The following is a 23049-nucleotide window of genomic DNA, read 5'->3' on the forward strand; positions in this document are numbered from 1 at the left end:
GACACCCACCTCAACCACGTTCAGGCCTGGCATCGGCTGCGGATGCCGCACTTACTTGCTGGTAAGCGGCCAGCGCCTCGCGTCGCGACTCGGCCAGGTTGACGACAGGCACGATAGGCCGATCGAGTCCCGCCGGGATCCAGCGCTCGACATAGCAGCTGCGCGGGTCGAACCGGGAGCGCTGGAGTTCAGGGTTGAAGACGCGGAAGTAGGGCGCAGCGTCCGCGCCGCTGCCGGCCACCCACTGCCAAGAGACAGGATTGATGGCCTCGTCTGCGTCCACGAGAGTGTCCCAGAACCACTGCTCGCCGTCTTGCCATGGCTGGAGCATGTTCTTGGTGAACAGCGATGCAGCGACCATGCGCACCCGGTTGTGCATCCAGCCAGCCTGCCATAGTTGCCACATTCCGCCGTCGACGAGGTCGATGCCGGTGCGGCCCTGTCGCCAGGCCCGCGCCAGGTGGTCGTCGGGACGATAGGGGAATTCCGCGAAAGCTGAACGCATGGGGGTGTCCTCCAGATCTCCGCGGTAGTGGAGCAGGTGCCAGCAGAACTCGCGCCAGTAGAGTTGCCTGGTCCAAGCGGCGATGTCCTCGCCCGCGGCCGTGCTGCTACGGGCTGCGGTCAAGGCTTGGCGCGGCGATAATTCCCCGCACCGCAGCCTCGGCGAGATTCTGCTGGTGGATCTTTCCTCCCCGGGCAGGTCACGGCGTTTGGCATAGCCGGGCAACCAGCCGTCGATGGCGTCCAGTTGCTGCCGGGCTGCCAACTCACCGGGCTCCCAGTGCTGTTCGAGGGTGTCGTCCCACCAGGCGGGGCCGTCGTCGAGCAAGCCAAGGTCCTCCAAGTTCTGCAGGACACCGTCCTCCCGCAACGTGGAGAGGGCTGTGGCCGCACCGTCCGGTGCGTCGACCGGTGAGGGCTCGGGCAGGAGGGCACCGAGGGGCAGGTCGGCTACGGCCCGGCTGAAAGGTGTGAAAACTTGGTAGTGGGAGCCGTTGGCCGTCTGCATCAGCCAGGGTTCGACGAGCAGACTGCCGGGGTGGCTGTGCACTTCGGTGCAGGAATTCAACTCTTGCTTGATGGCGGCGTCCAATCGGCAGGCTGCCGGGGCGTAGCGTCGTGTCCAGTGCACGCACGTGGGTTGTACGGTGTCCACGACTCGGCGCATGACGTTCGCGGCATCACCCCGGGCGAGAACGAGTGGAATGCCCAGGTTGGCAAGCCGTGGCGCCAGCTGTTGCAGGCTGCGGTGGTACCACCACCGGGCGGCCGCACCGAGCGGGCGCGGGCCGTGCCGATTGTTTTCTTCATCGGTCCTGCGGGTTTCGTGGATCCACAGTGCCACCACGGGTCCGTGTGCTGCCGCGCAGGCGGCCGTCAGGGCCGGGTGGTCAGCCAGACGGAGGTCGTCGCGAAGCCAGATCAGTGTGGTCATGGATGGTCCTGGAGAGGGTTCAGTGCATGAGTCGGCTGGCGGTGCTGAGGGTCGGTCCCAGCAGGAGCAACATTCCGAGCGACCACACCAGGTGCGTGGCGACGGATGCGAGGAGTCCGCTGGTGGCCCGGCGCTGCAGGGCCACTACCACGCCGAGCAGCAGTGCTGCGAGTGCGAGCAGCGGCACTCCGGATAGAGCCGTCACGACGGTGTATGCCACCGTGGTCTCCGCCAGCTGCCAGCGGCGCGGGAGGGCTGCGAACAGAGCGCCGCGGAAGAAGAGTTCCTCGGCCAGCCCGTTGGCCGCGGTGATCGCTGCCACCAGCAGCAGGTTCCCCTTGCGGGCGTGATCAAGGAACTCCTGGACCGGCGTGGCCAGGGCCGGGACCAGCGAGACGACCACGGCGCCCACCAGAAAGATGGTCACCAGGATCAGCCCCGCGGCCAGAGCTTCTGCCAGGACCCGTAGCCGACTTTCGCCAGTGCGGCGGTGGCGCGGGGGCAACGGCCCCGAGAGCCTCGCCCCGCCTATCCAAGTGAGGGCCAGCAGCAGCGTCCCAGGGTAGAACAGCGCGTCGCCCGGGGGAAGCCGCAGCGACCAGGCCAGCACGCCCGCACCCACAACGAGGGTGGCGGCACTGACTACCCGGCGCCGCGGGCTGGCATCCTGCAACGCATTGGAAGCGACGGGGCCAGCGCTGGCGATCTTGTTGGCGAAGGGTGGGGAGGTCATCGGCTGCTCTCGATCGAGTAAGCGGTTCACCCGAACCCGGGCGCAGAGTGTTGTGTTCATGCATTCTTGTCATCATGGGCAATCGTACGGGAATGCTGACTGGTGCCACAGGATACGTCGGAGGTCTGGTGCTGGAGCGCCTGCTGGACGAAGGCTGGTCGATGCGGTTGCTGGTCCGCGACGCGTCGAAGCTGGAGGCCTCTGTACGGCAGCTCGTTGAGGTGGTTGAGGGCGACGCCGAGTCGGACGAGGACCTCGCTCGCGCCATGGCGGGGGCCAAGGTGGCCTGGTTTCTGATGCACTCAATGGGCGGCGACGGGGACTTCGCCAAAACCGAGCGTTCCATTGCGGAGGCTTTTGCCAAAGCTGCTGCGGGCAGCGGTGTGGAGCGGATCGTTTATCTGGGTGGCCTGCACCCCGGCGAGGAGGATCTCAGCGAACACCTGGCTAGCCGGTTGGCGGTCGGCGAGGTTCTGATGGGCAGCGGCGTCCCGACCGCCGCCATCCACGCCGGCGTGGTGATGGGCGCCGGCTCCGCATCCTTCGACATGCTGCGCACGCTCACCGAGCGGCTCCCCGCTGCTGGCGGCCCGGCCTGGTTGCGCAACCAGATCCAGCCCATCGACGCCGCCGATGTCGTGCACTACCTCGTGGCTGCTGCGGACCTCCCGGCGGAGGTGAACCGCACCTTCGACGCGGGCGGCCCCGACCGGCTCAGCTATGCCGAGATGATGCAGCGCTATGCCCGGGTGAGGGGCCTTGGGCCGCGCCCGGTGGCCACAGCTCCGGTCATGACCCCGCGGCTGGCTGGTCATTGGATCGGTCTGATCACGCCAATTGAGGCGAAGCTCGCCGCACCGCTGGTGGGGTCGATGCTGCACGACACCGTGGTCAAGGAGAACGATCTGGACCTGCTGGTGAGCCCCCGAAGGGCGGCACACCGGTTTCGACGACTCAGTACGCGAGGCGTCCCGCGATCTTGACTCGTGGAAATTTGCTCGCACCATCGCGGTGGTGGGCGCGGTAGTCACCGCCACTGCCGTGGCCGGTGGCATCGCTACCCGTCCCAACTCGTTGTGGTATCGTAGCCTGCGCAAGCCGTGCTGGCACCCTATGCGGCCTGAACCGGGTTCGCGGCCGCGCTCACCGCTGAGCTTCTGCGCAGGAACCCCCGACGATGAACCAGTGACCCAGCCGGATCACATCGAGGGCCACTATCCCGAAGAAAACGAGCGACAGGACAGGATGAGGACTGATGCCCGAGAGCGCACATGATGTGGTGGTGGGTGCCGGCGTCGCTGGCTTGTCCTGCGCCCGTGAGTTGGCCCGCCTCGGGCTGGATGTCGTGCTGTTGGAGGCAGCCGAACGGGTAGGAGGTCGAGTCACCAGCGACGACGTAGACGGCTTCGTTGTGGACCGTGGATTCCAGGTCCTGAACCCTGCCTACCCCAATCTGCGCAAGGTGGTCCCGATGGGCCGGCTCGGTCTGCGTTCCTTCCCGCGACAGGTGCGGGTGCGCACCGGCGACAGGTTGGTGGAACTGAACGACCCAAGCCGCCGCCCCGGCCGTCTGCCTGCCGCTCTGGCGTCAGGGCTGGTCCGTCCGGGAGACTTCGCCCTGCTGGCAGCCGTGGCGCGGTCGGTGGTCCGGGACAGGCCACGCGGCGAGAACTTTGACTCCAGTGGTTTCACCGGGCCCCTGCGGCGGCAGGTGATTGACCCCTTCCTGGCAGGCGTCCTGTGCGAGCGTGATCAGTCCACCTCGGCGCGATTCGTGTCCTGGCTGCTCGCGATGTTCGCAGTCGGGACCCCGGGCCTCCCCAGCGGTGGGATGCGCACCCTGCCGCGGCTGATGGCCGAGGGTCTTGACGTGAGATTGGGTACGACTGTCGAGCACGTCGATCTAGAGACAGGAACCCTCGCCACCAGCGCAGGTGAGTTTGCCGGGCGTCACGTGGTCGTGGCGGCGGGCCCCGCAGCGACAGCTCAGCTCGCCGGAGGCCCCGTCCCTGAGGTGAATGCCACGTGCACCTTCTGGTTCGCTACGACTAAATCTCCAAGTGACACCGCGGCCATCCACCTGGATGGCTCAGGTGAGGCCCAGGTGGCCACCACTACGGTGGTCAGCAACCTGGCACCCGAGTATGCCCCCGCCGGTCAGCATCTGGTGGCCGCGCTGACTCTGGCAGACGCTCCCGGCAGCGACCCTCGCGAGGTCGACGAGGGAGCCGTGCGCTCGCAGCTCGCCCACATCTACCAGACCGACACGGCCACTTGGCGCCTGGTCGCCCGCCATGATCTGGCCGAGACCGTCCCAGCCGTGGCTCCCGGGCGGCACAGGTCGCCCGCCGGCATCGAGCGCCGTGGGCGCGCGCTGGTGTGCGGGGACCAGTTCGGTAATGCGTCGTTGGACGGCGCAGCGGCCTCCGGCCTCAAGGCCGCCGCAGCAATCGTGCGGCGAGGTTGAGCCAGAAGGTGCGCGCCCGGGACACAGGTGTGGGACGATGGATCAAGTTAGGTCTTGATGACGGCAACATGAGGACCGTCCTGAAAGTCATGGCAGAACAGCGAGGGAACCCCTGATGACCGTCGTGCCCGTTGCTCTTGTTGCTGGCGGTTCGCGTGGCCTCGGACTGGAGATTGCTCGCCAGCTTCATCGGCGTGGCCATCACGTAGCTTTGTGCGCTCGCGATGAGGCTGCTCTGCAGCGTGCAGCGTCCGAGTTCAAGGAACGTGTATCCATCCATGTCATGGATGTCACTGACCGCGAGGGCGTGCAGCGCGTGGTCGACGAGATTTCGAATGGCTACGGCCCCATCGAGGTGGCGATTCACGTGGCCGGCATCATTCAGGTGGGGCCTGCCGCAGACGTAGCATTGGAGCACTTCGATCAAGCGCTCGGCATCATGGCCAAGGGGCCCATCAACATGGCGTGGAGCGTTCTTCCGTCGATGCGGGAGCGTCGTCGTGGACGCATCGGCGTGGTCGCCTCCGTGGGTGGCGTCGTGAGCCCGCCCCATCTGCTGCCATACTCCACAGCCAAGTTCGCAGCCCTGGGCTTCACTGACGGGCTGGCCGCTGAGTTGGTGGGCACTGGCGTGACGGCGACGAGCATCGTTCCCGGACTCATGCGTACCGGTTCCCACGACCAGGCCGCCTTTACTGGTGACGCCGCTGCCGAACACAATTGGTTTAGCGTGGCAGCCTCAGCGCCTCTGATCTCGGCTGACTCCACGCGGGCTGCTCGGCGCATGGTCGATGGTGTCTTGGCGGGGAAGCCTTTGGTGACTGTCACTCCGCTGGCGTGGATGGCGTATCGGGTGCGCGGCCTGATGCCGGGCACCACGACCCGGGCGATGGGGATCGCCAACAGGTTTCTGCCCAGGGCGACGGGAAATGCGGTGCCAGTCAAGGGATCGCAGCTTAGCGTGCCACCTGTCGTGCAGAGACTCACCCACTGGGGCCGGCGCGCGGCCGCTCGCAACAACGAGGTGTGACCGAAACTCAGGCCGACCACCCCGATGACATCACAAACACCAGCCACCACACTCGACGAGAGGACGGCCATGACCGACCATCGACAGACAGTCATCGACCTTGTCAAAAGGTCCCGCTTTGCCATGCTCACCACCCGCACCGCGGAGGGCACCATGATCTCGCGTCCGCTGACCGTCCAAGAGGTCACAGAGGAGGGGGACATCTACTTCATCGTCCCCGGCGACGGGGACGCGGCCCGCGAGGCCGACCGTGCCGAGGTGAACCTCGGCTTGAGCCACGACATGGCCTTTGCCTCCGTGGCAGGCACAGGTGAAATCCTCCACGATAGGGAAAAACTCGAACAACTGTGGGGCATCGGGACCCAAGCCTGGTCCGACAAGGACGAGACCCCCCAGAACACCTCCAAAGTCGTGCTCGTCGTTCATGGTGAGACGGCCCGGTACTGGAATGCGCCCTCCAAACCGGCTCTGGCCGTTGGCCTGCTCAAGGGCCTGCTCACCGATGAGAAGCCGGCCAGCGAAAGTGGCACTACGAAGCTGTGACAGCTACTCCGGCCAGTCCTAAGGCAAGACGAGATCGCCATTTCCGATTTCGGAGAGCCACAGTCGGCTCGTCTCTCCGTAAGAGCGCTCATAGCCGGGATTCCCTTGTCCCGGCATCTCCGGATGCTGTGGTTGGGATGTGGAGCCAGGGCCGCTGAATTATGGCGTTCCACAGCCCGACCCCTCCGCTTGGTGCCAGACCGACACACCAGATTGGCTTTGTTGTCGTATGACCGACCCGGCAGGAACCCGAGCACCCACGTCAGCCCTAACAAAAACCAACGCACCGAGCCACACAAACCGATCTGGAGAGCAACCGGTGGGCCGCGACCAGACGGACCCCGGCGAGGGCTGCAGTGGGGCATCCCGGCGATGCTCGTCAGCGTCCCCTACCTCGCACCGCCAACGTGTGCACGATCCTGATCCGACCGTGGGGCCGCCCGAGTGGCTGCACTTGGTCGTGCTGTGGGGCCTCTGGAACGCTTTCAAGTTCGTTCTCAACGGTCCCGTCAGCCTGTTCCGTCTCGTGCGAGCGGTCATGCGTGAGCAGATGATGGCCTAGGCGGTGTGTCCGAAGGACCGGGTGCGGGTCTCCACCAACTCACGCTGCTGAACTGCACTTCGTGTCACGCCGGCGTGGTCGTCCACCTGGTCGGATCGACACTCCCTGACGTGCGATGGTTCGACGCACGGTCTGCGCGTCCACCTCGAACCGACGGCCTAGCTGCACGAGCGTCCAACCAGCTTGGTACAGCCGGGCGGCTTCCTTGGCCTGCACAGAGTCCAGACCCGCGCGGCGAACGGGCACGCTGCGATGGGCAAGATGGGCAGCCGCGGTCAGGCGATGGATATGAAACTGCTTCGCCAGCCCACGCAGGGTCGCGCCGGCCTCGTAGACAGCGACCAGCTCGTCGATTTCGGCGTCGGTCAGAAAAGTTTGAGCCATCCCAAGTGAGTGGACGGACTGGCCCCGAGAGTCCACAACACAGGGTTCCGGCGACCGCTTCGATATCCGGTAAATCCCTCGCGACCAGCGAGAACACACGGTTCGCGCGGCCGAGCCAGGGTTGCCAAACTCTCTACGTAGGTCCACGTAAGATGAGAAAATCGAAGCTTGCCCCGCCTGATTGCGGGGCAAGCTTGTTTTTGCGGTGATTTGGGCCGGGGCGTCGATGTTGGTGTGGGTGAGGACGCTGGCTGTGGTCTCGTCGTGGGTGGGTTGGGGTTCTTCGCCGGTCCAGGCGGGTACCGGAGGTGGTGACCCAGTCGCGGAGGCGGTGGCGGGCATCGGCCAAGTCGCGGTGCCATCCCAGGGGTGCGGAGCCGCTTTGTTCGGGGTCGTAGGGGTGCAGCTAATGCAGGTGCAGCGCGGACAGCTCCCACAACAGTTCGGGGGCGGTGGCAGTGGGGCCGAGCTATCGGACTCTTGGCGGTAGATGATCCGCTTCTCCGCACTCGCCAGCAATGAGTTGGCCGGGGAGCGCATGGCGGAGCCTTCGTCGCCGACGTCGTCGAGGTGTAACGGCTCAACCATGGCGTGCCTTGTTCTTCAAGCGCTGACGGGTTTGCTGGTCGAGGTGGGTTTTGGGGATGTTTTGGATGGCTGCTTCGAGGGCGAGCAGCGAGTGGAGGCAGTCGAAGGTGGGATGGATGCGCCACCAGGCTTCGAGGCTGCCTGCCTCGATGAGCTTCGTGGGGGTATCGATACCGACGTTTTTCAGCGCTCGTGCTAAGGCTGGTCCGATATTGGGTAGGTCGGTGAGGTCACTCATCGTGGCTCCATTCGTCGAACCCGAAGGCGGTCAAGGCGAGGTCGAATCCGCGCTGCATCGTGGCCAGGTCGTCCGGGTCGATCGGTTGGGTGCGTAGCCGCACTGGACCGACCAGTGGTGTTCGTGTCAGCAACTCGCCTCCTGCCTGAGTGAGATGACAGATCCGGCGACGGCGGTCTGTAGGGTCGTTGGTGACCGTGACTAACCCGCGGTTTTCAAGGCGCTGGATCGCCTGCCCGAGGGAGGCGGGGTGCCAGTCCAGATCGTCGCGGAGTTGGCGGATCGATACTGGGGCGTGTTCGTCAATGATGCGCAGCAAGGCAAGTTGTGAACCGGTTACGCCAGTTTCTTGCTTGAGGTGGGCGTCGAACCGGGCGCGTGCGCGCTCTAGTCGCCACCAAGCTCGGATCACCTCCACCGAATCATTATGTGTCACATAACAATACTAGGTGAGCGAACACACAAAGTCGAGGAACCATCACCCAGTAGCCAGCACAACTAGATCTGGTCACCGCCTTCGGCTGCCGGTGGCGGTCGAAGGCGGCGGCCGGCGAGAGGTGTTCTGCCCAGACATCTTGTGTTGCTCGAAGCGATACTGGGTGGGGGTGACCCCAGTGAATCGCTTGAACTGCTCTGACGCGTGGTCCCGATCTCGCCAACCGAATCGTCCACACTCGCTATCGTGCCAGCCATGTGATTGGTGTTTGGCCAAACACAAGACAGAACCATCGCGAAAAACTTGATGTCGACATGCGAATAACATCTGCAAGCTCTCGGAGAGACCAACTGCGCGCCCGATCCCAGCATCATGGCCACCGTATTCCGGATTTTGCGGCATTGCAGACACGAGCCAGCAACCAAATTAGCATTCTGTTCCCTAGAAATCGCTCGCTGCTGCTTTTCGTTCATGCCTTGCAACGTCACACAGTCTGATTCAGCACAGTAGAGGTTCCACTGCCTTGGCGAATTCCGGGGCAAGCGTACTGGCCGCCGTATGGTTTCCCGGCAGATCGCGCAGGTCCAGGCCGAGGATGGTTGCCAGGCGTTGACTGGCGAGTCGGGCCAGCTGATTGTGGCTCATAGCACCAGCACAGATCTCCAGCGGCAGTGTCCGGAGAGCTTCGAATCTGGGTTGATAGAAGACTGTTGGGCCAGCCATCTGCCCAAGGAAGTACTGGTTCTTATCCAACTCTTCGGGTGGCAATGGAGGAAGGATCACGCGAGCAGGTGGCAATTCGCCTGCTCGGGTGTGATGCGCCGCGCCCGTGAGGTCAAAGAACTCTTGAACAGCTTGTTGGGGGTCGTGCTTGGCCAGCTTGAGCGCGGACCTGGCCCGTTTTTCCACCTCGGGCGAGTTCAGGAGCGTCAACAATGGCGGTTCGTGCAGCACCATCCGTGCGACGCGAGTCGGGAATCGGCAACCGTACTCAAGCAAAGTTACGGCCCCGCCGCTGGTCCCCACGAAGAGAGCTGGCTCAGTCGAGACCGAGATGTGCTCAACGAGTGCCGCGAGATCCTGTGCAAGAATCTGCGGTGTTGGTGGCGCCATGTCGGGGGATCCGATGCTTGCCCCGACTCCACGCGGATCATGGGTTACCACCGTGAAGCGGTCCTGGAGCTTGTGAGCGAGCTCTGTGAAGGCACCACGCCCAGCTGGTGCACCCACCAGGAATAACAATGGCCCCTTGCCTTGGACGGCGTAAACAATGTTGCAGTCTGGCCGGGCCAGTAGTTGGGAGCAGGCCTCGTAGTCCATATAGTCACCAATCTTGCGCTGGATCGTTTCTAGTGCGTGATCAACTTCCTGGCGTCGTGCCTCAAGACGCAGTCGGTGAGCTTCCAGCAGCTTTATCCTCGACGTCGGCACATCAGGTTCGGGTTCTGAGGCGCCCGTAAAAGCAGCGATCTCAGCCAAGGGCATTCCCGCATCTCGCAGGTGCACAAGAATCTTGAGCAGCTCGATATCTGCGGATGAGTAACGACGCTGCCCTGCGGGGTCTCTCTTCATCGCGGGCAGGACGCCACGGCGTTCAAAGAACCGGAGCGTGTCAGCCGGTATACCGAGTAGGTCTGCGACCTCTGAGATCGTCAGTCCTTGCTGTTTCAGATCCATGGTGCAACCTTCGGGCCTGAACCATGGTTCAAGTCAAGCCCGCTCATGACCGGGAACTCGTGATCGTGCGGTTGTAGGTCATGGCGGTCTCAATGTCGCCTGTTGTCCCGGCTCGGTGGTAGCTCGTGATTAGGCTACCTCGCCCACCGGCTGCGGCCCTGAGCGGATCACCCGCAAGGTTGCGCGACGGTTTGTGTCCGCCAACGCGCGCAATGCCACATCAACGTCGATTGCCTCTGCTGTGCCCACGTGGCACCTCCGTGGCTCGTGGATCAACATAAAGCGAACAGATATCTGTGTTCAGGGATATTTGGATACTGACGTGAGAGGCGCTCTGTCTTCAGACGAGCCCGCTGGTGTCGGTGGCGCAGACGCGTAAGCGGTGTCCGTCGGGGTCGGCGGCGACGAAGGTGTAGCCGAATTCAAGGGTGGTGGGTTCGAGTGCGATGGGGAAACCGAGTGCTGTCCAGTCGCGGTAGAGCTGGTCGACGTCGTCGTGGATGGCGTAGCTCATGGACAACTCTACGCTGCCTGGTGTGCCAGCTGCGGTGGGATCGATCTGGTCTCGGGCCTGCAAACCGATGGTGACCTCGTCGGTGAGGGCGAAGACAGCGAATCCGTCGAAAGTCTCGATCGGTTCCTTGTTGAGAACCTGACGGTAGAAAGTGGTGCTGGCCTCGACGTCGGTGACATAGAGAATCACGCTGGTGGGAGCGAAAGTAGTCATGGGAGTTTCCTTTCGTCGTGCCCCTGTGTGGGCTGAGTTCGTTGGTTCCCATGACGCTAGGGATCAAAGATGACGTCTTCTGTCATATATGTGTGCCATGGTGGGACCATGCGGGCGGACCGGTTGTTGTCGATGATCTGGTTGCTGCGTACCCATGGCGGGCTGTCGACGGCGGAATTGGCGCAGCGGCTGGAGGTGTCTCGCCGTACCGTCCTGCGGGATGTGGAGGCACTTTCGACCGCCGGGGTGCCGGTGTACTGCGAGCGTGGCGCACATGGTGGTGTCCGCCTGCTGCCGGACTACCGAACCGATGTGACAGGCTTGTCGGAAGATGAGAGCCGTGCGCTGTTTGCCGCGATCTCGTCGTGGGGTCCGGATTCGATCGGGCTAGGGGATGCGTTCGCATCAGGGGTACGCAAACTACTCGCGGCAGTCCCAGACGCGTATCGTGACTTGAGTATTGAGGTTGCGTCGCGGATCGTGATTGATCCACATGGGTGGTTGCCGCGACCTAAGGCGTCGCAACTTGGTGATGGCTTCGCCACGGTGCAAGCAGCAGTGTTCGCCCGGCAGCGGTTGCAACTCACGTACCATTCACGCCGAACCGCCTCCGTGCAAGAAGTGGTGGTAGAGCCGCACGGTCTAGTCTCCGCAGGCAGTGACTGGTATTTGTGCGCGAGCGAGGATGAGCGGGTCCGGTTCTTCAAAATCGTCCGTATCGAAAGTGTGGTTTTGCTGGCTGAGCCGTGTTCCGGGCCAGAGATAAATGTGGAGGAGGTCTGGCAGGAGCACCGCGCCAGGTTTCTTGACCAATTCACCCCCGTGGTTGTTGATGTATGGATCCGGTCCAAGCGGTGGGAAGAAGCCTGCGAGTGGACCATGCGCTTCAATGAAGTAGAGGCTTTCGGCGATCCTCCCGGTGACGGGTGGTTGCCGGTACGTCTGGAGTTCATGGACGACCTCCACGCGGTCACTATCCTGCTTCGGCTGGGTTCCGATGTCCGCGTCGAAGCCCCGGTGGAGGTCAAGGCTAAGCTCCTTGATCACGCCGACCAGATTGCCGCGCTGTACCGATCCTGACGTGCTGCGATGAGTAGTCTTGTGATGGTTAGATCCATCCGTCCTGAGCTTGAGCTACACGTGCCTGCAGATTGAGGAGGGAGGGTTCGGTTTATGACCCGCTACGCGGCAAGCATTCTGTATCCTTGATGGCCTGGCCATCATCGGTCGTTGCATGCTTCTAGGGTAGAAAGATGTCAGCAATTGGACTCCTTACCCAGCTCGTCTTTGAGTGCGGCGACTCACAACGGGCAGCAGCCTTCTGGCAGGAGATTCTGGATCTACCATCAGCCAATGGTGACGATGAGTGGCTCACGTTGGTTTGGCCCCCAGTAGGACGGCTCTCCTTCCACCGCGTTCCCGATTATGAGCCGCCACGATGGCCAGGCAGATGCGGCGAGCAACAGGTTCATCTTGATCTTCTGGTGGATGACCTCCCCGAGGCATGTGCCACGGTCGAAGCCGCTGGAGGCCGACCACTCACCGATGTGCAGGATCCTGGCCCGAAGGCCTGGCGCATCTACGCAGATCCCGAGGGGCATCCCTTCTGTCTTGTCACCGTGCCCGAATAGCCTGCCTGGATCATGTACCGGTGATGCTGCGGTTATATGTCATGGCGGTTTCCACCCAGAAAGTGAGCTTGTCATCTCCGGCAAGAGCGTCGGGGGTGACGGTGATCCAGCCGGAGCCCATACTCCGCTCTGCACCCATCTTGGCTTGTTTCGCACCCGGCTGGGTCAAGAGGGATTCGTGGTCGTGGGCGTCGACGCGGACGAGCAGGCTGCCGTCCTTACCGACACTGACGATCATCTTGTCGTTGACCATGACCGCGCGTCCACCAAACATAGACACTTCTCGGACGCCAGGCTCGTCAACGACGAGTGCACGCACGCGTTGAACGAGGGTGTGTTGTGTGGGTGTCATCGTCGCCATGGGCTCAGCCTTGGGTGGGTGGGCCGTAGGAGAGCCGGTCGAAGATCAGAATGCTGTCGATGATCTTTCCATTGCGCACGGTGAAGCACTCGGCTGCTGGGGCAATGCTGGTGGCGGCGGTTTGCGGGTAGTAGAACAACGCGACCCGGTCGCCGTTGGTGAAATTGGCGATATCTCCGATGCCGGTCAAGGTCGGGGCAAACCCGGCGATGAAAGCTTGGTAGGCCTGTTTACTGTCCAGATCGACCCCGGGCGCGCGGCAGGTGATGTCATCCGCGACATAGGACATAGCCGTCTTGATGTCGCCCGTCGTCCACGCGTGGTGATAGCTCATCACGGTCTCGTAGGGGCTCATCGATGTCATGTCTGGGTTTCCTTTCGTGGGACTGTTGCTTGCGATCTGGCGTGGATCAGCCGGTTGAGGGGTGCCAGCAGTCTGCACCGGCATCAAGCCCTGCGCCCACGAGTCGAAGGCGTGGCATGAAGTGTGACCAGCCATCGGCGTGGCCACGAACCGCGGTGTCCGGGAGATCGGAGTGGCACAGATCAACATGCGTTCCAGTATTGGTGGCGGTCAGGACAAACTCGACCGTGGAGGCTCCTGTGGGTAACTCTTCGTTGCCGGGGAAGCCCCATGAGAACACCACTCGACGGGGAGGCTCGACGATGAGGTATTCGCCTCGGATGGGGTAGCCCGCGACGTCTACCGCGAACTGGCCGCCCGGGGTTGGGTCAAGGTCAGCGTACTGGCCCATCCACGCTGTCATACCTTCATTTGAGGTCAGGTATTCGAACACGGTCTCGGGAGGGGCTGCGATCTCGATGGAGTCCCGAAACTCAGCCATGCTGGCCTGCTTCTCGCTGTTCGACAACAGCCTTGAGGGCTGTCAGCTTGCCGGGCCAGAACTCGTCCAGATAGGACCGCACCGCTGCTAGCCCGTTGGTGTTGAGCGCGTACAAATGCCGGGTTCGATCGGCTGTGACCGTTGCCAGACCTGCCCGCTCAAGTGTCCTGAGGTGGTGTGAAGTCGTCTGCTGCGACAGTCCCACCTCCTGTGCCACTTCACCAACTGGCTGCGGCTCCGTGCGGATTACCCGCAGAATCGCGCGACGATTCGCATCGGCTAACGCGCGCAGTACAGCATCCACGTCGATTGCTTCTGCCGCTGCCATGAGCCACCTCCTGGTCGGATACCTCACGGTAGCACAAATATTCGTTTGTACTCAGGAGTATTGGATAAGTCGACGGGTTTCTTGCTCTCAATCGCGCGCAGGTGCCTGGGAGGCTGGTGTGTCCAGTGGCGCAGATGCGGAGGCGGTGGTGTCTGTCCCGGTGGTGGGGCAGGATCGTGGATATGACGAACGATCAGTTCCTTGCGCTCTACGATCAGCAGTTGCGCGCAGAAGCCGAAGTGGCCGATGCTGACGAACTGACCATCATCGGGCCCTTGCTTGCGGCCACATTCCCGGGGCGCGGACGAGGATTCATCACTTATCGGCACATCCCTGCAAGCGCCGATCTCGATGCCCTTGTATCTGCTGCCGTAAATCACTACACGGCCGACGTACGTGTGAACCACTTCGAGTGGAAGACCCGAGGCCACGACGACCTGCCTCACCTGGATGATGTGTTGCGCAGGTACGGGTTTGTCTTCGAGGATTACGAGACTGTCATGGTTGGTTCTGTTGAGGCCGTGATGACAGCAGCCAGTGATATCCCGACCGGATATACGGTGGAGCAGGCCACCACTTCGGCTGCAATCCGCGAAGCGGAAGCTCTGGCAGGCCGGGTATTCGGGAAATCCCCCGCCAGTTCTGCCCGCCGTGCCGACGAATTCGTGACCCGGTTCGAACGTGATCCCGGTACATTCGAGGTGTGGCTCGTCCGGGACCCCACAGGGGAGGTCGTCTGCTCCGGGCGGGTCGATTTTGTTGCCACCACGGATTTTGCGGGGCTCTGGGGCGGTGTGTGTGATACCCGGCATCGAGGCAGAGGTCTTTACCGGTGCATCACCGCGAAACGCGCCCAGTCGGCTCAGGCTAAGGGGTATTGCTACCTGCAATCGGATTGCACCGAGTTCTCGCGTCCCATTCTCGAACGTGCTGGCCTGACACCCATCACCACCACAACACCTGCCGTGTGGAAACGCCGCTAAGGCACTTCTGCCGCGCCGAGAACCCCACCCACCGGGTCCAGAGCCGCCTGATGTCCAGCGGTACGAAATGCAGTGCGAATATGCATTGAACGGTCCTGCGACGAGGATGCCGTGTGGTCATCGTGGGGCTGATCAAGACATGGCACCATGTGTGCCATGTATACTGTTGCTGTCGCGCACCAAGGCCAGTCATTCCCGGGATCGGCCTTCGACAAGCCCCTGTACCGGATTCCTGCATTGGGTCTCACCACTACCGGGCGTATCCTGGCTGCTTTCGACGTCCGTCAGGACTGGCGGGATCTCCCAGCGGATTTCGACATCGCCCTGCGGACCTCCGACGACCAGGGGCGCACATGGAGCGAGGCTCGTCCGCTGCGGCAGCACACCCCGGGCCACGGCTTCGGTGACGCATCCTTCATCACCGATCCGGTCACTGGACGTATCTGCTGCTGGTATGTGGGTTCGACCGGTGAGTCCTATTTCAGCGCCGCTGCCGATCGTCCGGGCTTGGAACTGTGGCTGTCCACCTCCGACGATAACGGTGACACCTGGACCCATCGCGATCTCAGCCACCTGCGCCCCGGCGGTGTCGGTGGAATGTTCACCTCCTCTGGCAACGGCACTGTGCTTGCCGACGGTCGTTTAGTGCAGCCCTTCGTCGTTCGGATCGGGGAGGAGGACTGGGCGGTGTGCGCGGTCTCGGCGGATCACGGCGATACCTGGGTGGTGGGCCATCCGGTGGGGCCTGGCTGCGATGAGAACAAGGTACTCGGGCTGGCCGTTCCGCCGGGATCGTCGTCCGGTCTCATGTCGGGTGCGGAATCTGCGGCGGTGCTTATGCATGCTCGCGCCACCCCGCACCGGCGGCAGGCGCTGTCCATCGACGGTGGGTTTTCTTTCAGCGAACCAGTGCCGGTACCCGCACTGGTGGATCCGGCCTGCAACGGCGGACTGGTACGCGTTGGTCCGGTGCTGGTTGCCACGATGTGTGATGACCCCACAGGGCGGGCTCGGCTGTCCATCCATCTGTCGCTTGATGATGGGGAATCCTGGGGGCAGGCGATTCTCGTCGATGACGGGGCCGCCGCCTATTCGGTGGCATGCGCCCTGGACGAGAAGACGGTGGGGCTCATGTGGGAGGCGGACAACTATGAGCAGATCCTCTTCGCCACCATTACGCTCGGGGAACTGGGGGTTCGCATCGATGGATCTGGGCGGGTGTCGTGGAGCCGGGATGCCGTGGAGTTGATAGCTCGCACAGGCGTTCCTGGGCAAGCTAAACCACCGGTAGTCCACCAGAACCAGGTGGGCAAGGCGTTGATGGCGTGAGGATCAGACGAGTTGGGTCGCCTTCTTGAGCTGTTCTCGTGTCGCGCGGTCCAAGTCCAACTTCGGAATGCCCCGGACGGCACCCTCTAACGCGTAGAGGGAGTGCATGCAGTCGAAGGTCGGGTGGATGCGCCACCATGCCTCAAGGCTGCCGATCACGCGTAGTTCTTCGGGGCCGCTGATACCGGCTCTGGTGAGGGCGCTCGCTAGCCGAGGACCGATATTGGGAAGGTCGATGAGGTCTGTCATGACGAGCCTTTCCGTAGGGGTGCGAGAGCCCCCGTGCGGACCGGCATCCTGTCGACCCACACGGAACCTGAATAACATCAGTGTAGTCCTATAACAGTTCGATTTCGATCCGTGGCAATTCCCTTCCGAAACTCGCGTTTCATGCATCGGTCTGATCAGGGGTGATGGTGGTTGACCTCTGTTCCCGTGTGTCATGAGGCTTGCCTGAATTGGCTCCGGTGGACCAACGTGGGAGAGAATCTTATCTCCGTGCGCCGTGATCCGTAGGCTCAGCAATCGAGCAGGCATGAGCCCGTCCCCCGTTCTGCATCAGAACAGCCAATCGATTCGAAGGTCTCCAGCAGCCGCTGAGCGATGTCCTGGTAGAGCACGGGTTCGCCCACCGGCTCACCGATCGTGGCGGCATACTATCCATACGACGGTGCGCACTGACAACGACCACCTACGTTGCTGTTGATTCCTGCTCAGATGGCACATGGCTGACTTACGCGAAGGTCATGGGTGAACTCACCGATACGGGGGTTGGCCCTGTTGCCAGAACGGGGAACTCGTTGGCGTCATGGACACCGACGATGCCGACGGCTTCTGGGCGCTGGCCCGCAGACCCGCTATGTGCGGATACCGACAACCTCGTGTTGCACCATGATTATCCGAAGGGATATGTGCAGTGACCTCCGGGTCACTTTTGCCGATGCTGGGGGAGACCTGCGCAGTGCACGTTCGGGGGCGTCCCTGGCTTCTGCGGTGTCGTCTGTGCTGGTTGTGCGGCATGGTGAGAGGCCATGGTGACAGGCCACCCCCAACCGAACCCGGAAGCCGTCCTGCGACCCTCACGACCGGCCCGGCCTGCTCGTTACCATCAGAGCCAGGACGCGGTGCGTGACAGCTGGGATGAGAACAGTTCGTACCCCAGGGCGCCGCCCCACCACAATCAGGAGGCCCAGCAATGGAAGAGCAGAACCAGGACACCGAAGACCAAGCCGTGAACAGCGAAGACCAGACCAAGGCTGGTGAAGACCAGACCCAATGCACCACAGGCACCGATCCGGTCGACACTCTTGAAGCGGTGTTGACATCCATCGCCCAGTTGCCAGGGGTGCGTATCAACCGGACAAATTTCCTCCGTCAGGTGCTGATCCCGCACTGTCCGGCGGATGTCGTTGAGAATGCGATCGCGCAGGGCCCGGAACGGGCAGGCGTCGATGCGGCACTGGTACGGCAGTTGGCCGATGAGTCCATCGTCTTGGAAACCACGCGGGTGACGGCTCTCTCGACACTGTCGGGAATGCCAGGTGGCGCGGCTCTGGTGATGACCATCCCCGCTGATCTCGCACAGAACCTGGCCCACATCCTGCGCGTCGCCCAGAAACTCGCCTACCTTTACGGGTGGCCCGAGTTGTTCTCTGGTGAGGACGATTCCTTGGACGAAGGCACCAAGCGGGTGCTTGTGCTGTTCATCGGAGTCATGCTCGGTGTGAGTGGGGCTGCGGAGGCGGTGACTAGGATTTCCGCGATGATAGCCGTCCAAGCGGTTCTCCAGTTGCCACGCAAGGTGCTGTCCAATGGTTGGGTCTACATCATTGTCAAGAACGTGGCCATCCATGTGATGAGCAGGTACGTCAAGAAGAGTCTGCTGGCGAACGGGTTGGCTAAAGTCATTCCGGTGGTCGGTGGCATCGTGTCCGGAAGCCTCACCCTGGCAGGGTTCATGCCTATGTGCGGCCGTCTGCGGGACCACTTCGAGAAGGATAGGACGGCTGGTGCGCAGCAGCCCGACAGCCCCGGGGATGCCATTGATGCGGCGCAGGAGAACACCGAGTCGCTGGCAGACGACACCGGACAGGAGAAACCGGACGATACCGGAAAGTGAGCCCCGGATGCCCGGGTCTGCACACCGCTGCGTTACGGCATGAGCGGCGGGCACGGCGGTCACTTCCCGCTTGATTTTCTTGGGAAGTGACCGCTTGATCCTGATGCGATGACTACTTTTTCTCCATGAAGATGAGATTGAATTGGTACTGAATACCGCAGGTGGCACTCCTATCCGCCCGCGATGGGCAGGTGGCAGGATGCCTGGCTAGCGGTGCTGGGCAAAGGTGTTCCAGGGTCTTTACCACCACGGTGACGCGACCTCGGTGAAGAGATGCTTTCTCGTTCACCTATTTCTCACTTAACCCAGTCGATCTCCTGTGTGCCGTCGATGTCGATGCGCGCCCGGTACTGGCCGGTGACATCAAGGTGGACCACCAGTTCGTGCTGCTCCCCGCATACCACGTAGCAGAGAGTGGTATTGGTCTTGTCGCGGATCTCAATGCGGGCATCGAAGAGCCAGGAGTTGCGTCGCCGCAACCCGATGAGATCTTGGTGCAACCGGTACAGCCACCAGCCGCCGGGGTGGAGTTGGGCGGGTCCATCGGGCAGTTCAGGACGGATCTCGTCGTCGGCAGCGAGCCCTTCTCCCTTCGCACCACGGAATCCTTGCTCATCGCCGTAGTAGATGCTCGGCATCCCAGGAAGAGTGCACAAGATGATGGCCGCCAGTCCAGCGCCGGCGTCGCCCACTTGGGTGGCGACCCTGGTGACGTCGTGATTGCCGACGAAGGTCTGCATGTAGGTTTCCTGGCAGAATCCGTCGTGGCGTTCCAGTGCCCACGCCAACTCCCACATGTTCCGGTCGTTGATGCTGCTCCAAATCGCCTTCCAGGCCTCGTAGGCAGTGACCGCGTCCAAGGTTCCGGCTGTGGCGATCTCCCCGTAGTCGCCGTGGATTACCTCACCGAGGAAGAAGGCCTGCGGATGAGTTGTTCGTACCCGGCCCAGAACATCGGTCCAGAACTGTGGCGGGACGGCGTAGGCAACATCAAGGCGCCATCCGTCTGCACCGCGGTCGAGCCAGTGGTTCATCACCTCAACCACCAGATCGGCGACCCGTGGATCGCAGTGGTCCAATTCGGCCAGATCGCTGTGGCCCTCCCAGCCGCGGGGCTGCCCCTCTTCAATATGGACCATCCCATTCCCGGCGAGGGCCCCGCTAACGAGCTCATGACCGACTCCGAGGTGGTTGAACACCCCGTCGAGCATGATCTGTAGGCCTTTGCTGTGGGCAGTGGTGACGAAATGCTCCCAGTCCTGTTCGTCACCCAGTCTGGGGTCGAGCTGGAAATGATCGAGGGTGTCGTAACCGTGGCTCGTCGAGGCGAATACCGGGCCCAGCAGTAGCCCATTGCATCCCAGGTCAATGACGTAGTCGAGCCAGCCTTCCAGTTTCGCCAAGCGGTGCCCCGTCCAGTTCTTCCGGTTCTCGTCGGTGGGGCGGATCGGCGCTCCGCAGGCTCCCAGCGGATAGACGTGCCACCAGATGGCATGGGTGGGATCGATCATCACGGCTCCTATTGAGTGAGACTCAGCAACACTGTTGACTATAGCTCAACAGTTACGATGAGTGGGTGGCGAAGGAAAGATCGGAGCAACGGACCGGTGGTGGTCAACGACGGATGGACGTCGAGGAACGCAAGGCACTGATCCTGAATGCGGCCCGTGAGCTGTACGCAAGGGCCGCCTATTCCCAGGTGTCAACCACCGAGATCTCCCGGGCATCCGGCAGCTCACAGGCCTTGGTGTTCCACTATTTTGGCACCAAGGCCGATCTGTTTGCAGCCGTCGTCGGCAGCGCTATCGAAGACTTACGTTCCGCTCAGTCGGCTGTCGATGCCGACCTGCCCGACGGGGTGCCAGTGCGCGATCGGGTACGTGCTTCCATTGAGGTGTATCTCGATCACATCGCACGCCATCCGGTCAGCTGGGCCGCGCCATTGCGTGGTGGCACCGAGCCCGAAGAGGCCCAGAAGGTGCGGGCCGCTGCACGTGCAGAGTACGTCGGGCGGCTGGGCTCGTTGCTCGGGGTCAGCGGCTGGCCCCGTCACGTGTATGCCTTGTGGGGCTATTTCGGGTTTCTCGACCAGGCATGCCTACACTGGGTTGAGCAGGGCTGTCTCGACGATGAACGCCAGCCCCTCATCGAATCTGCACTCGGCGCTCTCGAAGGAGCGTTGGGTGACTGGCAAACCTGAACTGGTTCTCGCGCCCAAGCCAGCGTGACCATTCGAAGTCTGAAAACACGGTACGAGGCAGTCACGTCATTGATCAGAATGTCACGGCGGGTGCAGGTTCCTCAGGCGGGCACGAGGTCAACGATGAGGATCTCGGGCGGGTTGAACAGCCTCGGGATCGACGTCGATTCCCTGGAAAGCCCTCTGCTGATGATGAGTTCACGTCCGCCACCAAGGTCATGTATTCCTCTGGAAAGTTTTGGGAAGAACCCCTGATTGGGTGCGTAGAGGCCATTGGGCAGCAGTCCCGGGATACGCCACTGCCCGCCGTGGGCATGCCCGGAGAAGATCACGTCGACGTCGAGACTCTTGTACAGGTCGGTGCGTTCGGGGCGATGAGACAACAGCAACCTGGGAGTTTCGCTGGATACCGTGCGCAGTCGTTCGGCCTGGTCGTCGAAGCTGTTACCGGTCTGCGGGTCGTAGATGTCGGCGTCGGGGTCGTCGATGCCAGATACCAGCAGCGGTTGACCGTTGACATCGACCTCCTCGGTGTCCCCGGCCAGCACGTGGATACCCATGCCGGAGAGCTCCTTCTTGACTTCCCTGGCTCGTCCTGACCAGTACTCGTGGTTGCCTGCTACGTAAAAGGTCGGTGCGATCTCGGGCATGTGCCGAACCGTGTCTAGGCCGCGCTCGTAGGAGAGGTCGTCGTCGACGATATCTCCCACAAGGGTGATGACATCGGGGTTCTCGGCTCGCACCATGTTGGCGATCTGTTGTTGATCGTCGTCGTATCGGCAGGAGTGGGTATCGGCGATAACGGCGACACGGATTGGGGACTGCACACCGGCGACACCGAGCTGGTACCGGGTGATGATGATGTCGTTGCGCAGACCAGCCACGAAGAAACCAACTGTTACGGCGACCAGCAATAGCACTACGGCGACGATCCGCCGTCCACGACGAGAACTCACGCATGGCATGTTATGCGTGTCGCGGGTATTGGCGGATTTCGTGGCGACCGGGCATGAAATTCACCTGACCAGGACCAGATGATGTTGTCATGGCCGGGCTAAGCCACCACCTGCATCACCTCAGCACACGAGTCGCCATGCACGGCGCAGGGTAGGCCACGGCGTTTGGGACGTGCCCTGATTGTGCGGCTGGGTGCATTGTGTGCTGGCGGTGGGTCATCGTGTCCTGGGACGCTTCACCGCAGGCCGGTAGGCAGAGACCGTCGTCTCCCCGTCGAGCCAGAAGCGCCACGGGAAATGCCGGGCGTCCCCGCCCGGTCCGGCCACTCCGGTCCGTGGCCCGCTACGCAGCTGCTGCAGCTTTGGTGCCTCTCCGGGTTCGGGAAGCACCAGGCGCAGCCGGTCCCCTTCACTACCAAGCCGGATCCCATCGTCGCTCCTGGTCAATCCCAAGGCCGCACACAACCTGGCGGGTCCCCTTGCCAGATCGCGGTCCGCGCGTGCTGCGGGTCGGCGGGTCCGGGCAAGGTCCAGTCCTTTGATCACCTCTCCGCCACGCAGCAGGACTGCTCCTGCTCTGTCTTCTGGCCAACAGACGAGGTTGACACAGTGGTGCATGCCATAGGTGAAATAGACATAGACGGTACCAGCGGTCTCGAACATACTGGCATTGCGCGCCGTTCTGCCACGGAAGGCGTGGGAACCGGGATCTGACTCGCCACGGTAGGCCTCGACTTCGGTCAGACGGATGGTGACGTCCTTCCCATCACGAGACCGGCTGGTGATCGTCGCGCCAAGCAACCGCGGGGCAACCTCGACAGGATCACTGCAGAGCAGGGCAGCGGCGGGCACTTTGTCTGTGGACACCTCTCAAGGATTACACCGGTGGAACGCAACTTGTGAACAACTCGCTCGGGTGACCTACTCACAGGCCGAGAATCGTTGAACAACCTTGGGGATTCGCTCAGCCAGCCATTTCCGGTGTTCGGGAAGTACCTTCAGCAGGTCGCTGACCTGCTCCCAGGCCTCGGGGAGGCAAGCAGCCACCGCATCGACGGCCTCCCGGGTGGCGTCTACCGGGGCGCCCACGCGCTGGGCCAAACGGTAGAACGAATGAGGACCAATAGACTCGAAGCGCCTGGAATGACAAAGTTTCAGGCCAAAATCTTCCATCTCTATGAGGCGATGAGGTGCGGTGGACACTAAATCGTAGGCGGGCGAAATCACCGGGCGCCGGGGGTTCCGATAGATCAGGGAGATGTTCTTCAGATGCATGTCACCGTTGCCGATGACAAAACTGAAAAATAATCTCCATATAAACTCCAGGTAGGAGTCCAGATCTTGGCGACGGAAGACGAGGGCGGCCGCTGTCTCGAACGAACCCTCGTACTTGCGCTCCGGGTAGAAGTCGCGAACCTGAGCAAGGTCCTCCATATGGATGCGTCGCGCGCCATCCACTCTCTGAGCCTGCCTT

General features: G+C 62.5%; 27 protein-coding genes. 11 read left to right on the forward strand and 16 right to left on the reverse strand.

The genetic code is table 11. From position 1 onward, the window contains the following. Nucleotides 1-10 precede the first annotated feature (10 nt). Both HMPREF1531_RS07150 and HMPREF1531_RS07155 read right to left on the reverse strand, forming a co-directional pair. Nucleotides 11-1438, reverse strand: coding sequence for a cryptochrome/photolyase family protein (locus tag HMPREF1531_RS07150; RefSeq protein WP_016669263.1), 1428 nt, complete (start codon nt 1436-1438; stop codon nt 11-13). 19 nt (nt 1439-1457) lie between these two features. Continuing rightward, nucleotides 1458-2231 carry a CPBP family glutamic-type intramembrane protease gene (locus HMPREF1531_RS07155; protein WP_156860212.1) on the reverse strand — a complete coding sequence of 258 codons (774 nt, stop codon included), beginning with the start codon at nt 2229-2231 and terminating at the stop codon, nt 1458-1460. A gap of 14 nt (nt 2232-2245) precedes the next feature. Here HMPREF1531_RS07155 and HMPREF1531_RS07160 point away from each other — a divergent pair, with 14 nt between their 5' ends. From HMPREF1531_RS07160 to HMPREF1531_RS07175, 4 genes are all read left to right on the forward strand, one after another. Further along, entirely contained in the window at nt 2246-3154 is a 909-nt protein-coding gene (locus tag HMPREF1531_RS07160; protein WP_198011006.1) for an NAD(P)H-binding protein, read from the forward strand. 272 nt (nt 3155-3426) lie between these two features. Then, on the forward strand, nt 3427-4638 hold the full coding sequence (locus HMPREF1531_RS07165; protein WP_016669266.1) for an FAD-dependent oxidoreductase: 1212 nt from the start codon (nt 3427-3429) through the stop codon (nt 4636-4638). 115 nt (nt 4639-4753) lie between these two features. After that, nucleotides 4754-5668, forward strand: a complete 915-nt coding sequence (locus HMPREF1531_RS07170; RefSeq protein ID WP_016669267.1) for an SDR family NAD(P)-dependent oxidoreductase — start codon at nt 4754-4756, stop codon at nt 5666-5668. A 69-nt stretch (nt 5669-5737) separates the two neighbouring features. Then, on the forward strand, nt 5738-6211 hold the full coding sequence (locus tag HMPREF1531_RS07175; RefSeq protein WP_016669268.1) for a pyridoxamine 5'-phosphate oxidase family protein: 474 nt from the start codon (nt 5738-5740) through the stop codon (nt 6209-6211). Nucleotides 6212-6812: 601 nt separating this feature from the next. Here the strand turns inward: HMPREF1531_RS07175 and HMPREF1531_RS07185 are convergent. Further along, nucleotides 6813-7157 (reverse strand): hypothetical protein, encoded by a 345-nt coding sequence (locus tag HMPREF1531_RS07185; protein ID WP_051123342.1) that lies wholly within the window; start codon nt 7155-7157, stop codon nt 6813-6815. A gap of 238 nt (nt 7158-7395) precedes the next feature. Between HMPREF1531_RS07185 and HMPREF1531_RS14415 the strand changes: the two genes are divergently transcribed. Next, nucleotides 7396-7647 (forward strand): hypothetical protein, encoded by a 252-nt coding sequence (locus tag HMPREF1531_RS14415; RefSeq protein WP_198011100.1) that lies wholly within the window; start codon nt 7396-7398, stop codon nt 7645-7647. Nucleotides 7648-7737: 90 nt separating this feature from the next. On the opposite strand, the gene HMPREF1531_RS07190 is transcribed toward HMPREF1531_RS14415, so the two are convergent. The 4 genes from HMPREF1531_RS07190 to HMPREF1531_RS07205 all read right to left on the reverse strand — a co-directional run bounded on the left by HMPREF1531_RS07190 (nt 7738) and on the right by HMPREF1531_RS07205 (nt 10823). Then, on the reverse strand, nt 7738-7983 hold the full coding sequence (locus tag HMPREF1531_RS07190) for a TfoX/Sxy family DNA transformation protein (protein WP_016669271.1): 246 nt from the start codon (nt 7981-7983) through the stop codon (nt 7738-7740). After that, the gene (locus HMPREF1531_RS07195; protein WP_036897464.1) at nt 7976-8419 is read right to left on the reverse strand and encodes a MarR family winged helix-turn-helix transcriptional regulator; all 444 of its coding nucleotides are present in this window, start codon (nt 8417-8419) and stop codon (nt 7976-7978) included. The genes HMPREF1531_RS07190 and HMPREF1531_RS07195 overlap by 8 nt, the downstream gene beginning before the upstream one ends. 498 nt (nt 8420-8917) lie before the next feature. Then, nucleotides 8918-10096, reverse strand: coding sequence for an alpha/beta fold hydrolase (locus tag HMPREF1531_RS07200; RefSeq protein ID WP_016669273.1), 1179 nt, complete (start codon nt 10094-10096; stop codon nt 8918-8920). A 340-nt stretch (nt 10097-10436) separates the two neighbouring features. After that, nucleotides 10437-10823, reverse strand: a complete 387-nt coding sequence (locus tag HMPREF1531_RS07205; RefSeq protein ID WP_016669274.1) for a VOC family protein — start codon at nt 10821-10823, stop codon at nt 10437-10439. A gap of 69 nt (nt 10824-10892) precedes the next feature. On the opposite strand from HMPREF1531_RS07205, the gene HMPREF1531_RS07210 reads away from it, so the two are divergent. Continuing rightward, nucleotides 10893-11903, forward strand: a complete 1011-nt coding sequence (locus tag HMPREF1531_RS07210) for a helix-turn-helix transcriptional regulator (protein ID WP_232210233.1) — start codon at nt 10893-10895, stop codon at nt 11901-11903. A gap of 173 nt (nt 11904-12076) precedes the next feature. Continuing rightward, the gene (locus HMPREF1531_RS07215; RefSeq protein ID WP_036897469.1) at nt 12077-12454 is read left to right on the forward strand and encodes a VOC family protein; all 378 of its coding nucleotides are present in this window, start codon (nt 12077-12079) and stop codon (nt 12452-12454) included. A gap of 10 nt (nt 12455-12464) precedes the next feature. On the opposite strand, the gene HMPREF1531_RS07220 is transcribed toward HMPREF1531_RS07215, so the two are convergent. The 4 genes from HMPREF1531_RS07220 to HMPREF1531_RS07235 are packed head-to-tail and all read right to left on the reverse strand — an operon-like array spanning nt 12465 to nt 13988. Beyond that, the gene (locus tag HMPREF1531_RS07220) at nt 12465-12815 is read right to left on the reverse strand and encodes a TfoX/Sxy family protein (RefSeq protein ID WP_016669277.1); all 351 of its coding nucleotides are present in this window, start codon (nt 12813-12815) and stop codon (nt 12465-12467) included. Nucleotides 12816-12819: 4 nt separating this feature from the next. Beyond that, nucleotides 12820-13179 (reverse strand): nuclear transport factor 2 family protein, encoded by a 360-nt coding sequence (locus tag HMPREF1531_RS07225; RefSeq protein ID WP_016669278.1) that lies wholly within the window; start codon nt 13177-13179, stop codon nt 12820-12822. 46 nt (nt 13180-13225) lie between these two features. Continuing rightward, complete coding sequence (locus HMPREF1531_RS07230) at nt 13226-13660, reverse strand: SRPBCC family protein (RefSeq protein ID WP_016669279.1); 435 nt, start codon at nt 13658-13660, stop codon at nt 13226-13228. Next, the gene (locus tag HMPREF1531_RS07235) at nt 13653-13988 is read right to left on the reverse strand and encodes an ArsR/SmtB family transcription factor (protein WP_016669280.1); all 336 of its coding nucleotides are present in this window, start codon (nt 13986-13988) and stop codon (nt 13653-13655) included. The genes HMPREF1531_RS07230 and HMPREF1531_RS07235 overlap by 8 nt, the downstream gene beginning before the upstream one ends. A 182-nt stretch (nt 13989-14170) precedes the next feature. Here HMPREF1531_RS07235 and HMPREF1531_RS07240 point away from each other — a divergent pair, with 182 nt between their 5' ends. After that, nucleotides 14171-14971 (forward strand): hypothetical protein, encoded by an 801-nt coding sequence (locus HMPREF1531_RS07240; protein ID WP_016669281.1) that lies wholly within the window; start codon nt 14171-14173, stop codon nt 14969-14971. A 156-nt stretch (nt 14972-15127) separates the two neighbouring features. Further along, nucleotides 15128-16300: a sialidase family protein gene (locus tag HMPREF1531_RS07245; protein WP_016669282.1), complete on the forward strand. Its 1173-nt coding sequence runs from the start codon at nt 15128-15130 to the stop codon at nt 16298-16300. Between the two features lie 3 nt (nt 16301-16303). On the opposite strand, the gene HMPREF1531_RS07250 is transcribed toward HMPREF1531_RS07245, so the two are convergent. Then, nucleotides 16304-16549, reverse strand: coding sequence for a TfoX/Sxy family DNA transformation protein (locus HMPREF1531_RS07250; RefSeq protein ID WP_036897473.1), 246 nt, complete (start codon nt 16547-16549; stop codon nt 16304-16306). A gap of 946 nt (nt 16550-17495) precedes the next feature. Between HMPREF1531_RS07250 and HMPREF1531_RS07255 the strand changes: the two genes are divergently transcribed. After that, nucleotides 17496-18419: a hypothetical protein gene (locus HMPREF1531_RS07255; RefSeq protein ID WP_016669284.1), complete on the forward strand. Its 924-nt coding sequence runs from the start codon at nt 17496-17498 to the stop codon at nt 18417-18419. Nucleotides 18420-18715: 296 nt separating this feature from the next. Here HMPREF1531_RS07255 and HMPREF1531_RS07260 read toward each other — a convergent pair whose 3' ends face one another. Beyond that, complete coding sequence (locus HMPREF1531_RS07260; protein WP_016669285.1) at nt 18716-19930, reverse strand: alpha-amylase family protein; 1215 nt, start codon at nt 19928-19930, stop codon at nt 18716-18718. A gap of 65 nt (nt 19931-19995) precedes the next feature. On the opposite strand from HMPREF1531_RS07260, the gene HMPREF1531_RS07265 reads away from it, so the two are divergent. Beyond that, nucleotides 19996-20619 carry a TetR/AcrR family transcriptional regulator gene (locus tag HMPREF1531_RS07265; protein WP_036897477.1) on the forward strand — a complete coding sequence of 208 codons (624 nt, stop codon included), beginning with the start codon at nt 19996-19998 and terminating at the stop codon, nt 20617-20619. Between the two features lie 101 nt (nt 20620-20720). Here the strand turns inward: HMPREF1531_RS07265 and HMPREF1531_RS07270 are convergent, their stop codons facing one another. From HMPREF1531_RS07270 to HMPREF1531_RS13280, 3 genes are all read right to left on the reverse strand, one after another. Continuing rightward, entirely contained in the window at nt 20721-21575 is an 855-nt protein-coding gene (locus HMPREF1531_RS07270) for a metallophosphoesterase (RefSeq protein WP_198011007.1), read from the reverse strand. Nucleotides 21576-21791: 216 nt separating this feature from the next. Then, nucleotides 21792-22442, reverse strand: a complete 651-nt coding sequence (locus tag HMPREF1531_RS07275) for a DNA-3-methyladenine glycosylase (RefSeq protein ID WP_036897480.1) — start codon at nt 22440-22442, stop codon at nt 21792-21794. Between the two features lie 54 nt (nt 22443-22496). Continuing rightward, the gene (locus HMPREF1531_RS13280; protein ID WP_198011008.1) at nt 22497-23033 is read right to left on the reverse strand and encodes a type II toxin-antitoxin system HipA family toxin; all 537 of its coding nucleotides are present in this window, start codon (nt 23031-23033) and stop codon (nt 22497-22499) included. Nucleotides 23034-23049 lie beyond the last annotated feature (16 nt).

It is taken from the genome of Propionibacterium sp. oral taxon 192 str. F0372 (genome assembly GCF_000413315.1).
Classification (GTDB): domain Bacteria; phylum Actinomycetota; class Actinomycetes; order Propionibacteriales; family Propionibacteriaceae; genus Brooklawnia.